Annotated in this window: 13 protein-coding genes and 1 pseudogene; 7 read left to right on the top strand and 7 right to left on the bottom strand. The window is 70.0% G+C overall.

The window, feature by feature from the left end; translation table 11 throughout:
• The first annotated feature begins 14 nt into the window (after positions 1-14).
• Positions 15-689, top strand: a complete 675-nt coding sequence (locus ACFZDA_RS09485; RefSeq protein ID WP_391077426.1) for a GDSL-type esterase/lipase family protein — start codon at positions 15-17, stop codon at positions 687-689.
• Here the strand turns inward: ACFZDA_RS09485 and ACFZDA_RS09480 are convergent.
• Positions 677-1,426, bottom strand: a complete 750-nt coding sequence (locus tag ACFZDA_RS09480; protein ID WP_391077423.1) for an aminoglycoside adenylyltransferase family protein — start codon at positions 1,424-1,426, stop codon at positions 677-679. The genes ACFZDA_RS09485 and ACFZDA_RS09480 overlap by 13 nt on opposite strands.
• 91 nt (positions 1,427-1,517) lie before the next feature.
• Here ACFZDA_RS09480 and ACFZDA_RS09475 point away from each other — a divergent pair, with 91 nt between their 5' ends.
• Both ACFZDA_RS09475 and ACFZDA_RS09470 read left to right on the top strand, forming a co-directional pair.
• Positions 1,518-2,102: a Uma2 family endonuclease gene (locus tag ACFZDA_RS09475; protein WP_391077421.1), complete on the top strand. Its 585-nt coding sequence runs from the start codon at positions 1,518-1,520 to the stop codon at positions 2,100-2,102.
• Positions 2,103-2,180: 78 nt separating this feature from the next.
• Positions 2,181-3,173 (top strand): aldo/keto reductase, encoded by a 993-nt coding sequence (locus ACFZDA_RS09470; RefSeq protein ID WP_391078542.1) that lies wholly within the window; start codon positions 2,181-2,183, stop codon positions 3,171-3,173.
• Between the two features lie 194 nt (positions 3,174-3,367).
• Here the strand turns inward: ACFZDA_RS09470 and thpR are convergent, their stop codons facing one another.
• On the bottom strand, positions 3,368-3,940 hold the full coding sequence (gene thpR, locus ACFZDA_RS09465; protein ID WP_391077419.1) for an RNA 2',3'-cyclic phosphodiesterase: 573 nt from the start codon (positions 3,938-3,940) through the stop codon (positions 3,368-3,370).
• Between the two features lie 25 nt (positions 3,941-3,965).
• Here thpR and ACFZDA_RS09460 point away from each other — a divergent pair, with 25 nt between their 5' ends.
• Positions 3,966-4,487, top strand: coding sequence for a GNAT family N-acetyltransferase (locus tag ACFZDA_RS09460; protein ID WP_391077415.1), 522 nt, complete (start codon positions 3,966-3,968; stop codon positions 4,485-4,487).
• 19 nt (positions 4,488-4,506) lie between these two features.
• Here the strand turns inward: ACFZDA_RS09460 and ACFZDA_RS09455 are convergent, their stop codons facing one another.
• Positions 4,507-5,892, bottom strand: coding sequence for an MFS transporter (locus ACFZDA_RS09455; protein WP_391077412.1), 1,386 nt, complete (start codon positions 5,890-5,892; stop codon positions 4,507-4,509).
• 152 nt (positions 5,893-6,044) lie between these two features.
• Positions 6,045-6,482 (bottom strand): MarR family transcriptional regulator, encoded by a 438-nt coding sequence (locus tag ACFZDA_RS09450; protein ID WP_391077410.1) that lies wholly within the window; start codon positions 6,480-6,482, stop codon positions 6,045-6,047.
• A gap of 154 nt (positions 6,483-6,636) precedes the next feature.
• Between ACFZDA_RS09450 and ACFZDA_RS09445 the strand changes: the two are divergent.
• Positions 6,637-6,810 (top strand): annotated as a pseudogene (locus tag ACFZDA_RS09445) (ribbon-helix-helix protein, CopG family); the annotation flags it as partial.
• A 29-nt stretch (positions 6,811-6,839) separates the two neighbouring features.
• Here the strand turns inward: ACFZDA_RS09445 and ACFZDA_RS09440 are convergent.
• Entirely contained in the window at positions 6,840-8,291 is a 1,452-nt protein-coding gene (locus ACFZDA_RS09440; RefSeq protein WP_391077408.1) for a solute carrier family 23 protein, read from the bottom strand.
• Between the two features lie 117 nt (positions 8,292-8,408).
• Between ACFZDA_RS09440 and ACFZDA_RS09435 the strand changes: the two genes are divergently transcribed.
• Both ACFZDA_RS09435 and ACFZDA_RS09430 read left to right on the top strand, forming a co-directional pair.
• Complete coding sequence (locus ACFZDA_RS09435; protein WP_391077406.1) at positions 8,409-8,705, top strand: DUF2530 domain-containing protein; 297 nt, start codon at positions 8,409-8,411, stop codon at positions 8,703-8,705.
• A gap of 125 nt (positions 8,706-8,830) precedes the next feature.
• The gene (locus ACFZDA_RS09430; RefSeq protein WP_391077403.1) at positions 8,831-11,224 is read left to right on the top strand and encodes an HAD-IC family P-type ATPase; all 2,394 of its coding nucleotides are present in this window, start codon (positions 8,831-8,833) and stop codon (positions 11,222-11,224) included.
• A gap of 6 nt (positions 11,225-11,230) precedes the next feature.
• On the opposite strand, the gene ACFZDA_RS09425 is transcribed toward ACFZDA_RS09430, so the two are convergent.
• Positions 11,231-12,085 (bottom strand): hypothetical protein, encoded by an 855-nt coding sequence (locus ACFZDA_RS09425; RefSeq protein ID WP_391077400.1) that lies wholly within the window; start codon positions 12,083-12,085, stop codon positions 11,231-11,233.
• Between the two features lie 215 nt (positions 12,086-12,300).
• On the bottom strand, positions 12,301-13,167 hold the full coding sequence (locus ACFZDA_RS09420) for a calcium-binding protein (protein WP_391077397.1): 867 nt from the start codon (positions 13,165-13,167) through the stop codon (positions 12,301-12,303).
• Positions 13,168-13,174 lie beyond the last annotated feature (7 nt).

Here is a 13,174-nt window from a genome sequence, read left to right as displayed (position 1 = left end):
TCCATGATGAGCGGATGCTCAGGTTCATGCCCGTCGGTGACTCCATGACGATCGGGAGCGCGGGCGAACACACGTGGCGCTACCGGATGTGGCAGCACCTGTGCCGTTGCTACGGCGGCCCCTTCACCCTCGTCGGCCCGCGCGAGACGCTGCACGACAAACTCGCCGACGCCCCGACCTCGTACGCGTACGCCGACCCGGACTTCCCGCGTGCCCATCTGGCCGGCTGGGGCGAGGGCTGGCTGCACATGGCGCCGCTGATCGGCGAGGCCGTGCGGTCGTGCCGCGCGGATGTCCTCCTGGTCTCCCTCGGCCTGATCGACCTGGGCTTCTACACGAACGCCGAGCAGACCGCCGAGAACGTGAGGGCCTTCGCCGCCGAGGCCCGCGAAGCGAACCGGCGGGTGCGGATGGTGTGGCTGCCGGTGACCCCGAACGTGCGGGCCCAGTCCGACCCGGCCTTCGCCGCCGAGGTCGCCCGCTTCAACGAACTGCTGGCGAAGACGGCCGCCGACCTCGACGAGCCCGGCTCGCCCGTCCTCCTGGCCTCGACCCCGCCGTCGTACGACATCGACGCCGACACCTACGACGGCACCCACCCCAACGACAGCGGCGAGCACAAGATCGCGGCGGCCTTCGCCGAGGCGATGTACCAGGCCTGGGACCTCGGCGAGCCCTACGAGGAGTAACTCTCGGTGATCACCCGGGTCAGGAACTCCGCGCAGGGCCGGGGCGCCAGGTCGTCCCAGCGCTCCGTCTCGTCCCCCAGGTAGACGGCCCGGGCGCGGGCGAGGGCGGGCCGGTGCTCGGCGGGGAGCCGGTCGAGGGCCCACGCGGCAGCCGCGTCCTTCGAGCGGATGGTCCCGGTGGTGAGGGTGGTCCAGATCCGGGCGAGGGTGAGCAGCACGTTGCGGGTGTCGGAGTCCAGCTCGGCCATCAGCTCCGGCACGCCGGCGACGATGGCGCGCCTGAAGTCGTCGTGCGGGACGGGGTCGAGGAGCTCGGCGGGCGGCGGCCCGTGCAGCGGGGCGTCGGCGCGCAGGACCATCGTGAGGAGAGGCGCGAGGTCGGGGCTGGGTTCGGGGGCCGGGGTCACTCCGCGCTCGTAGTCCTGCCGCAGCCAGTCGCCGTAGAGGAAGTGGCAGGTGGGCGGGTAGCGCCAGGGCCGTACGTCGTCCTGTACGACGACGATCAGCTCCACGTGCCGCCGCCCGTCCACGCCGGACACCGTGAGCAACTCCTCGACCAGGGCCCGGCGTTGGGCGTGTGTCGCGGACTCCCGGACGACGGCCAGGACGTCGATGTCACTGTGCGGGCGCAGGCCGCCGAGGGTGGCGGAGCCGTGCAGGTAGACGCCGAGGAGCGAGTCGCCGAGGGTGGTGCGGAGGAGCTGGACGAGGTGCTCGGTGGCGGGCTGGTCTGGCATATGCGCTTCTTTCCCGTGTCCTGGTCACCGTGCGTATCGTTGTATTGCGCGGCCGCCCACGTCCATGGGGTGGCCGGGGAGGAGCGCCACGATGACCGTCCTCGAAGACAGGATCGAGATGGCCGAGGCAGACGACGAGCTGACGTTGGACGAGCTGTTCGAGTCGCTCGAGCGGACCACCCCCGAGGGTTACAAGGTCGAGATCGTCGGGGGGGCCATCTTCATGTCGCCGCAGCGGGACACGCACTGGGAGATCATCGCCGACATTTACGAGCAGCTGCGTACCAGGTACCCGCGCAAGCGCGTGAAATCGGACGTCCGCGTCGACTACCCGGGGCACCTCAACGGATTCGCCTCCGACGTGACCCTCGTGGCCGAGGGAGCCGAGAAGAACGAGAGGGGTCTCTGGCGCTGCCAGGACATCGAGTTCGTGGCCGAAGTCATCTCGAAGGGCACGGCCCACAACGACTACGGCCCCAAGAAGACCGCCTACGCCCTCGCCGAGGTCCCCGTCTACCTCATCGCCGACCCGTACCAGGGCAAGTGCCACCTCTACACCCAGCCCAAGGACGGCGACTACCTCACGGAGACGACGGTCGCCTTCGGCGGGGGCGTCGACCTCACCATCACGGACATCGGCCTCACCCTCAAGACGGACGAGTTCCCCCGCGACTGACGACGCCGCATCAAAAACCCCGTTCCAGCTCACCGCGTGCTTGCTTGGAGCGCACTTCAAGAAGTTGGCTTGGGCACCATGAAGTACACGCAGCTCGGACGCACGGGACTCAAGGTCAGCCGGCTCGTCCTCGGCACCATGAACTTCGGCCCGCAGACCGACGAGGCCGACAGCCACGCCATCATGGACGCGGCGCTGGACGCGGGCATCAACTTCTTCGACACCGCCAACGTGTACGGCTGGGGCGAGAACAAGGGCCGCACCGAGAGCATCATCGGCAACTGGTTCGCCAAGGGCGAGGGGCGGCGCGACAAGGTCGTCCTCGCCACGAAGGTGTACGGCAGCATGGGCGCCGACGGCCCGGCCTGGCCCAACCACGACAAGCTCTCCGCCCTCAACATCCGGCGGGCCGTGGACGCCAGCCTCAAGCGGCTCCAGACCGACCACATCGACGTCTACCAGTTCCACCACATCGACCGGAACACGCCCTTCGAGGAGATCTGGCAGGCCATCGACGTCCTGGTCCAGCAGGGCAAGATCCTCTACGCCGGGTCGTCGAACTTCCCCGGCTACAAGATCGCCCAGGCCAACGAGATCGCCGCCCGGCGGGGCGGGACCATCGGGCTGGTCAGCGAGCAGTGCCTGTACAACCTCGCCGAGCGGCGTGCCGAGATGGAGGTCATCCCGGCGGCGCAGGAGTACGGCCTCGGCGTGATCCCGTGGTCGCCGCTGCACGGCGGTCTGCTGGGCGGTGTGATCAGGAAGGAGGTCGAGGGCGGACGCCGTGCCTCCGGCCGCGCGGCCGACGCGCTCGCCGACCCCGCCACCCGCGCGCGGATCCAGTCCTACGAGGACCTGCTCGACAAGCACGGCATCGAGCCCGGCGAGGCCGCCCTGGCCTGGCTGCTCACCCGGCCCGGCGTGACCGGCCCGATCGTCGGCCCGCGCACGGCCGAACAGCTCGCCTCCGCGGTGCGCGCGTCCGAGCTGGAGCTCTCCGAGGAACTCCTGACGGGCCTTGACGAGATCTTCCCGGGCCCGGGGCCGTCGCCGGAGGCCTTCGCCTGGTAGACGCCCTTCTTGGTCAGGGGCGCGGGGAACTGCGCGACCAACCCCCACCGGCCCGCAGCCGGAAAGCGGCCGTCCGCAGTTCCCCGGCCGCCGCCCTACCTCCCGAGCACGGAAGCCAAGGCGACAACAAGAAACATCAGCACGAGCACACCGGCCATGATCCGGTTCCGGGTCTTCGGGTCCACGCCCCGAGCCTAACCGGCGCCTCCGAGCGGCCAGCGGCCGACCGCCTCGTACCGGGGCTGCTCCCCCGGAACCCCCGAGGTCGGCAGCTCGCTCCGCACCAGCACCAGGTCCTCCACGGTCCAGGTGCCGCTCGCGAACGCGTCCAGGGCCTCGACACAGGCCCGCACCTCGGCCGCGTCCCGACTGCGCGCCAGCGTGAGGTGCGGCTTGTATCGCCGGTGCTCCCCCATCGGCACGCCCGCGCGGCGCGCCGCCGCCTCCGCCCGCCCGGCCAGCACCCGCAGGGCCGCCAGGTCCCCCTCCGCCCCGGCCCACAGGGCACGCCCGTGGCCGAACTGGCCGCCACCCCGCACGGCCAGCGGAAAGGGACCGGTACGGCGAGCGGCCCGCTCCAGCCGGGCCGACAGCTCCGGCAGGAGCCCGTCGTCGACCTCGCCGTAGAAGGCGAGGGTGAAGTGCCAGCCCGGGCGGCCGGTCCACCGCAGCCCGTCCGCCCCGGGCAGCTTGCGCAGCGCGTCCACCACGGCACCGAGTTCGCGGATCACCCCGTCCGGGGGGAGCACGGCGGCGAAGAGTCTCATGACTCCAGCCTGACACCATGAGGCCATGGAGATCACCATCAGAGAAGGCGGCCCCGACGACGTTCCCGCGATCCTCGGCATGCTCGACAGCTGCGTGGAGTGGCTGGTCTCGCAGGGGCGCACGGGGCAATGGGGGACGAAGCCCCTGTCCCGGAGCCCGAAGACGGTGGAGTCGGTCGGCCGGTACATCGACGAGGGCAGCGTGTTCATGGCCGATGCCGACGGCGTGCCCGCCGCCACCCTCACCCTCACCGACTCGCCCGGCGCCTACCTGTCCCACCTCGCGGGGCCCGGCGAGCCCGAGCGGTACATCCACTGGCTCGCCTCCGACCGCCGCTTCAAGGGCCACGGCGTGGGCAGCGCGCTCCTCACGCACGCCGCCGAGGTGACCCGGCGGGCAGGCGTGGGCCTGTTGCGGGTCGACTGCTACGCCGGCGACGACGGCAAGCTCGTCCGCTATTACGAGGCAGGCGGCTTCACCCGGACCGAGGCCTTCACGGTCGGCGAGAACAACTGGCCGGGCCAGCTGCTGGCCAGGAGGGTGTGAGCCTCCCAGCCACGCATCGCTACGCCGCCGGTGCCAGCTGCTCCTGCTGCTCCCGGGGCACGAACCGCACCCGTGGGTGGCCGCGGTGCCAGCCGACCGACAGCCGGAGGTTGCCGACGCGGGCGAGGATCAGGCCGATCACGGCCGCGGCGACGGCCGCGACGGCACCGCCGGCCGCGAGGCCGACCCGGGCGCCGTACGTGTCGGTGACCCAGCCGACGATCGGCGCGCCGACCGGGGAGCCGCCGAGGAAGACCATCATGTAGAGGGCCATGACACGGCCGCGCATGGCCGGGTCCGTGGACATCTGGATGCTGGTGTTCGTGGTGACGTTGACCGTCATGCCGAACAGGCCCAGCGGGATCATGAGCAGCGCGAACATCCACAGGGTGGGGGTGGTCGCCGCCAGCATCTCCAGCGCGCCGAAGACCATGGCCGCCGCGATCAGCAGCCGCAGCCGGGCCGTGCCGCGCCGGGCGGCGAGCAGCGCGCCCGCGACGGAGCCGACCGCCATCAGCGTGTTGAACATGCTGTAGGCGCCCGCGCCCGCGTGGAACACGTCGTCCGCGAAGGCCGAGAGGTAGACGGGGAAGTTGAAGGCGAAGGTGCCGACGAACCCGACCAGCACGATCGGCCAGATCAGCTCCGGGCGGCCGGTGACGTACCGCACGCCTTCCCGCAGCTGGCCCTTGCCGCGCGGGGCGCGTTCGACGACGTGCAGGTCGCGGGCGCGCATCAGCAGCAGGCCGGTGAGCGGGGCGATGAAGGACAGGCCGTTGAAGAGGAACGCGTAGCCGGTGCCGACGCCGGTGATCAATATGCCCGCGACCGCGGGGCCGATCAGGCGGGCGGACTGGAAGTTCGCGGAGTTCAGGCTGACCGCGTTCTGCAGCTGCCGCGGGCCGACCAGCTCGGAGACGAAGGACTGCCGGGCCGGGTTGTCGACCACCGTGGCGAGACCGACCGCGAAGGCGGCGACGTACACGTGCCACACCTGGACCTGGCCAGTGAGGGTGAGGACGGCGAGGGCGAGGGCGGTGAGGGCCATCGCCGACTGTGTGACGAGCAGGGCCGGCCGCTTGCGCAGCCGGTCGACGAGGACACCGCCGTAGAGGCCGAAGAGCAGCATCGGCAGGAACTGCAGTGCCGTCGTGATGCCGACGGCCGCGGAGGAGCCGGTGAGGCTGAGGACCAGCCAGTCCTGGGCGATGCGCTGCATCCAGGTGCCGATGTTGGAGACCACCTGACCCATGAAGAACAGGCGGTAGTTCCTGACCTTCAGGGAGGAGAACATCGAGGACTTGCGGACCGGCCGGGCGTCACCGGAGGGGCGGGTGTCGGAGGTGGGCGGGGAATCGTGGGGATCAGGTGCGGGGGCGGAAGCTGCTCCGGGTCCCGAACTCAAAAGGGTTCGCCTCCTTTTTCTCTGCTCGTTCGCCTTCGGGGCGCTGGAGCCGGTGTCGGGGGGCCGACCGTGGTCACCCCTTCGGGTCTCCGCGCGCTCGGCCCCTCGACACCGGCGCGCCCCTACGGCTCACTCGCGGCGACGACTACGGCTTACAGATGCGCGAGTTTCTCCAGCACGGGGGCGGCGGCGCGCAATGTCGCCCACTCGTCCTCGTCGAGGTTCTCCACCAGCGAGGCCAGGAACGCGTTCCGCTTGCGGCGGCTCTCCTCGAGCATCGCTTCGGCCTGCTCGGTGCGCGTCACGACCTTCTGGCGCCGGTCCTCGGGGTGCGGCTCCAGACGGACCAGTCCCTTGGACTCCAGCAGCGCCACGATGCGGGTCATCGAGGGCGGCTGGACGTGCTCCTTGCGGGCGAGCTCGCCCGGGGTGGCCCTGCCGCACAGGGACAGGGTGCCGAGCACCGACATCTCGGTGGGGCTGAGCGACTCGTCGACCCGCTGGTGCTTGAGCCGACGGGACAGCCGCATCACGGCGGATCGGAGGGAGTTCACGGCGGCTACGTCGTCGCCATGGCTGAGGTCCGGCATGTTCTTTAGCGTAACTCATTACTCTCGCTAAATACCACCCGGGGCGCACATGAAGGCCCGTGACCCTGGCCACTGAACCATGACATCACTCGTATGGGTGATCCGATGGTGGAACGTGACACACCGGACCGAAGGGTGCCGCGACCCTTCGGTCATGGGGACCAGTGTGCTCAGCCTGCGAATAGACCACGAGCTGCTTCAGCGGCTGCGGCACCATGCCGCGAAAAGGGGAATGAGCGTCCAGGACTACGTCGTCCGGATGCTTGTTCGAGATGACTTCGACCAGCGTTTCCAGGCCGCCGTCGAGGAGACGGAGAGGTTCTACGGGTCACCCGGCTCGGGCGACGAGGACGAGGATCAGGTCAGACCCAGCGCCGGCATCAGGTAGTAGAACGCGAACACCGCCGCCACCGCGTACATCGCCGCCGGCACCTCCCGGCCCCGCCCCGCCGCCAGCCGCAGCACCACGAAGGTGACGAAGCCCATGCCGATGCCGTTGGTGATCGAGTACGTGAACGGCATCATCAGCATCGTCACGAAGGCCGGGATGGCGATCGTGTAGTCCGCCCAGTCGATCTCCTTCACCGAGCCGGCCAGGATCAGGAAGCCGACCGCGAGCAGGGCCGGGGTGGCCGCCTGGGACGGCACCATCGTGGCGACCGGCGTCAGGAACAGGGCCGCGGCGAAGAGACCGCCGGTGACGACGTTCGCGAGGCCGGTGCGCGCGCCCTCACCGACACCGGCCGTGGACTCGACGAAGGCGGTGGTCGCCGAGGAGGAGCTGGCACCGCCGGCGGCGACCGCGAGACCGTCGACGAACAGCACCTTGTTGATGCCGGGCATCTGCCCCTGCGCGTCGGTCAGCTTCGCCTCGTCCGAGACGCCCATGATCGTGCCCATCGCGTCGAAGAAGCACGACAGCAGCACGGTGAAGACGAACAGCACACCGGTCAGCACCCCGACCTTCTCGAACCCGCCGAACAGGCTGACCTGCCCGACCAGCCCGAAGTCGGGGCCGGCGACGGGGTTGCCGGGCCACTTCGGGGCGGTGAGTCCCCAGCTCGGCACCTTGGCCACGGCCTCGATGACCATGGCCACGACGGTCATGGCGACGATCGAGATCAGGATCGCGCCGGAGACCTTGCGCACGATCAGGGCGAGCGTGAGCAGCACACCCAGGACGAAGACCAGCACCGGCCAGCCGCCCAGGTGGCCGTCACCGCCGAGCTGGAGCGGGACGGTGGTCTGGGCGGCGTCCGGGATACGGGAGACGAAACCGGAGTCGACGAGACCGATCAGCATGATGAACAGGCCGATGCCGATGGAGATGGCCTTGCGCAGCCCGTAGGGGACGGCGTTCATCACGCGCTCGCGCAGCCCCGTGGCGACCAGCAGCATGACCACGAACCCGGCGAGGACCACCATGCCCATCGCGTCCGGCCAGGACATGCGGGGGGCGAGCTGGAGGGCGACGACCGAGTTCACCCCGAGGCCGGCGGCGAGCGCGATCGGCACATTGCCGATGACGCCCATGAGGAGGGTGGTGAGCGCGGCCGTGAGGGCCGTCGCGGTGACCAGCTGTCCGTTGTCGAGCTGGTGACCGTACATGTCCTTGGCGCTGCCGAGGATGATCGGGTTCAGCACGATGATGTAGGCCATCGCGAAGAAGGTGGCGAGGCCGCCCCGGACCTCACGGGACAGCGTGCTGCCCCGCTCGGAGATCCGGAAGAAGCGGTCGAGTGCGCCGTACGCGGACCCGGCTCCCGGCTGTTCAGGGGCGGGGACCTTGGTGGGAGCCGAGGAGGACATGTGGTTGGTGTTTCCTACGAAGAGAAGTGATCAGACACAAACCGTTTCAGTATGAACATATAAGGTCGCGAACGCACATCTCCGCGCGTAGACCCGATCGCCTCGTAAGCTGTCCCCATGGCGAAATGGACCCCCAGACACGAGGCACCGGAGCCCCTGGAGGGCCCCGTGGTCGCCACCGTCACCGGCGGCACGATCCTCTGGTTCGTCCTCTTCCTGGTCCAGCTCCCCTTCTACGGCTGGTTCGACGACCACGGCCACACCTGGTGGGTGTGGACCTGCCTGGCCGGCGGCGGCCTGGGGCTGATCGGCATCTGGTACGTCCGCAAGCGCGATGCCGCGATCAAACGGGCGGCGGCACAGGAGCTGACGGCGACCCCTCAGACCGACCAGGCGACTCCCCAGGCCGACTAGAAACCGACGGAGACCCGAGGCCGTACAACTGCCGTACGACCAGGGCACGACGTCCGTCGTCCCCAGGTCGGATCTTCCGCGCATTCGGCGGGTGAAGCGGCAAAACCGCACGTACCGTCGAATGCATGACGCATCTCGACGCGGGTGCCCGGCCCGACTCCGCGCGGCCGGTGACGGTCACCTCACGCGAGACCGGCCTGACCACGGCCCAGGTCACCGAGCGGGTGGAACGCGGCCAGGTCAACGACGTGCCGGTGCGCGGCAGCCGCTCCACCGTCGACATCGTCCGCGCGAACGTCTTCACCCGCTTCAACGCGATCATCGGCGTGCTGTGGCTGATCATGCTGTTCGTCGCGCCGATCCAGGACAGCCTGTTCGGCTTCGTGATCCTCGCCAACACCGGCATCGGGATCGTCCAGGAGTGGCGGGCGAAGAAGACGCTGGACTCGCTCGCGCTGATCGGTGAGGTGCGTCCCACCGTCCGCCGGGACGGGGCCTCCGGCCAGGTCAGCACCTCCGAGATCGTCCTCGACGACCTGATCGAGATCGGGCCCGGCGACAAGGTCGTCGTCGACGGCGTCTGCGCCGAGGCCGACGGGCTGGAGATCGACGAGTCGCTGCTGACGGGCGAGGCCGACCCGGTCGTCAAACGCCCCGGCGACCAGCTGATGTCGGGCAGCTTCGTGGTCGCGGGCGGCGGGGCCTTCCAGGCCACGAAGGTCGGGCGGGAGGCGTATGCCGCGCAGCTCGCCGAGGAGGCGTCCCGGTTCACGCTCGTCCAGTCCGAGCTGCGCTCCGGCATCTCCACGATCCTCAAGTACGTCACGTGGATGATGGTCCCGACCGCGATCGGCCTGATCATCAGCCAGCTGTTCGTGAAGGAGAACGCCTTCGACGACTCCCTCGCCCGCACGGTCGGCGGTATCATCCCGATGGTCCCCGAGGGGCTGGTCCTGCTCACCTCGGTCGCCTTCGCCATCGGCGTCATCCGCCTCGGCCGCAAGCAGTGCCTCGTCCAGGAGCTGCCCGCGATCGAGGGCCTGGCCCGGGTCGACACGGTCTGCCTCGACAAGACCGGCACCCTCACCGAGGGCGGCATGGACCTCACCGAGCTGCGGCCCCTGCAGGGCTCCGACGAGACGTACGTACGCCGGGTGCTCGGCGCCCTCGGCGGGTCCGACCCCCGGCCGAACGCCTCCCTCAAGGCGATCATCGACGCCTACCCGGCGGCCGAGGACTGGCGCTGCACCCGGGCGCTGCCGTTCTCCTCCGCCCGCAAGTACAGCGGCGCCGCGTTCGCCGAGGCCGACGGGGACACCAGCACCTGGCTGCTCGGGGCGCCGGACGTGCTGCTGCCCGACGACGACCCGGCCCTCGCCGAGACGGGGCGGCTGAACGAGCAGGGCCTGCGGGTGCTGCTGCTGGCCCGGGTCGACCGGGACCTCGACGACCCGGAGGTGGCCGAGGGAGCGAAGCCCGTCGCGCTGGTGGTCCTGGAACAGCGGCTGCGGCCGGACGCGGCCGGGACGCTGCGCTACTTCGCCGACCAGGACGTGGCCGCCAAGGTCATCTCCGGCGACAACGCGGTGTCGGTCGGCGCGGTCGCGACCAGGCTGGGGCTGTCCGGCGCCACGGTGGACGCGCGCCGGCTGCCCGCCGAGCAGGACGCGATGGCGCGGACCCTGGACGACGGCACGGTGTTCGGGCGGGTCACCCCGCAGCAGAAGCGGACCATGGTGGGCGCGTTGCAGTCCCGGGGGCACACGGTCGCGATGACGGGCGACGGCGTGAACGACGTCCTCGCCCTGAAGGACGCCGACATCGGCGTCGCGATGGGCTCCGGCTCCGAGGCGACCCGGGCGGTCGCGCAGATCGTGCTGCTGAACAACAGCTTCGCGACGCTGCCGTCGGTGGTGGCGGAGGGCCGCCGCGTCATCGGCAACATCACACGGGTCGCGACCCTGTTCCTCGTCAAGACGGTCTACTCGGTGCTGCTGGCGATCATGGTGGTCTGCTCGCAGGTCGAGTACCCGTTCCTGCCGCGCCATCTGACGCTGCTGTCGACCCTGACGATCGGAATCCCGGCCTTCTTCCTGGCGCTCGCGCCCAACAAGGAACGCGCGCGGCCGAACTTCGTACGGCGGGTGATGCGGTACGCGATCCCGGGCGGGGTGGTGGCCGCGCTGGCGACCTTCGCGACGTATCTGGTCGCCCGGCACCACTACACGGGCGCGGGCGCCCTGGACGCGGAGACCAGCGCCGCGACGCTCACGCTGTTCCTCATCTCGATGTGGGTCCTGGCGATCATCGCCCGCCCCTACACCTGGTGGCGGATCGCCCTGGTGGCGGCGATGGGCGGGGCGTTCCTGCTGGTGCTGGTCGTGCCGGGGCTCCAGCACTTCTTCGCGCTGAAGCTGGTCGGGCTGGCGCTGCCGTGGCTGGCGGTCGGTGTCGCGGTGGTGGCGGCGGCCACCCTGGAACTCCTGTGGAGGTGGGTGGACCGCCGCGTGCCGGCGTAGCCGGGGTTACCTCACGTCGACGTAGTCGCCCGTGGCGTTGACCGCCGGGGTGGTCGTCGTGCCGGCGAAGCTGAAGCGCCAGTAGCCGTCGTACTGGGCGGTGGCGGTGGCCTTCAGGTTGCCGTACTGGTCGGAGTACACCGTCTTGACCGTGGTGTACGTGCTGGTGCCCGCCTTGCGGAACTGCAGCTTGACCGGCTGGTTGGTGTAGCCGTGGTAGGCGTTGTCCTCCCAGTTGGCGCGGGACAGCTTGCCGGTGGACGTGATGGTCTTGCCCTTGTAGACGGGCTCGGGGCCGGCGTTGACGGTCAGCTTGGAGTAGCGCTGCACCTTGGTGCTGCCCAGGCCGCCCTGCTCCTTCTCGTCGCCGTCGCTGGTGACGGCGAGGGCGCCGGCGCCCCAGGTGCCGGCGTCGGAGTTGAACAGGTCGCCGTCGGCCGGGCGTATGGCGATGACGCCCTTGCAGTTGAGGACGGTCGACGAGGCGGCGGTGCAGGTGGCGGGGTCGTCGCTGATGAGGACGTTGTCCGCGGTGTCCAGTGAGGAGCCGTGGTAGATCAGCGGACCGGTGGCGAAGTTGTCCGAGCTGGTGTCGAGGTCGGCGGCGTGGGTCACGGTGTAGGTGACCGGGAAGCTGACCACGTTCGTGGTGCCGACGGCGATGTTCTTGCCGCTGTTGACCTTGACGTCGGAGAAGGTGACGTCAAGGGTCGAGGCGGTGGTGCCCGAGTCGGCGCCGGCCGAGGCGGAGCTGAAGGCCGCCTTGCCGGACGACGCGTCGGCGGCCTGCGCGGCCGGGACGACGAGGGCGGAAAGGGCCAGGGCGCCGGCGACGGCGGCCACGGTGGCTCGGATGTGCATGTGTTCCCCAGGTGGAGAAGTGATCTAGGAGTCTCTTGACTCGGCTGATCAGATCCACGAGCCCGCGAACAGGTTGTACACCCCGTTCCGGTTTTGCCGCCGCATCCCCCATGTTTGACCCGGGCATGGGACTTGGGCCATGAGACATACGGAACCGCCGGTCCCGGAGCGGATTCCGGGGCCGGCGGTGTCGTCCGTGCCGTGCGGGACGGTGGCTATCGCACGTCGACGAAGTCACCCGTGGCGTTGACGGCCGGGGTGGTCGTCGTGCCCGCGAAGGAGTAGCGGAAGTAGCCGTCGGTGGCGGCCTTGACGGTGGTCTTCAGCTCGCCCGTGCTGTTCGACGTGATGGTCTTCACCGTGGTGTAGGTGTCGGAGCCCTTCTTGCGGAACTGGAGCTTCACGGGCTGGCCGGTGTAGCCGTGGTACTTGTGGTCCTCCCAGTTCGCCCGGGACAGCTTGCCGGTGACGGTGATGGTCTTGCCCTTCGCCACCGGCTCCGGGGAGGCGTTGACCGTCAGCTTGGAGGCGCGCTGGACCTTGGCGGTCTTGTAGGCGTCGCGGATGACGTAGTCACCGTCGTTGCCGACCGCGCCGGCCCAGACCTTCCAGGTGCCGGCCAGGATGTTGCTGTAGAGGTCCACGGCCGGGTCGGCGACGATCGTCACCTTGCAGGTCGCGGTGGTGGCACTGGAGTTGGTGCAGTCGCCGACGAACTCCTGGTCCAGGCTCTCCGGGACGAGCGCCCCGTCGGCGTTGTCCGGGTCCGTGCCGTGCCACAGGACGGGGTAGGCGTCGTAGATGCCCTCCGGGTCGGTGGCCGTCACGGAGACGGTGAAGGACTTCTTGACGGTCGTGCCGACGACGATGTTCTTGCCGCCGTTGACGGTCACGCTCGTGATCTTCGTGTCGCCCTCGCCCTCGTCAGTCGGGCCGGCGGCCGCGAACGGCGTGGCCTTCGAGGTGGAGGGGACCAGCGAGGCCAGGTTCGGCATGTGGTCGTCCGCCTGCGCGGCGGGGACGGCCAGTGCGGAAAGGGCCAGGGCGCCGGTGACGGCGGCCACGGTGGCTCGGATACGCATGCGTTCT

The sequence above is a fragment of the Streptomyces sp. NPDC007991 genome, assembly GCF_042958445.1.
GTDB lineage: Bacteria > Actinomycetota > Actinomycetes > Streptomycetales > Streptomycetaceae > Streptomyces.
This window is presented reverse-complemented; position numbering and strand designations above follow the sequence as displayed.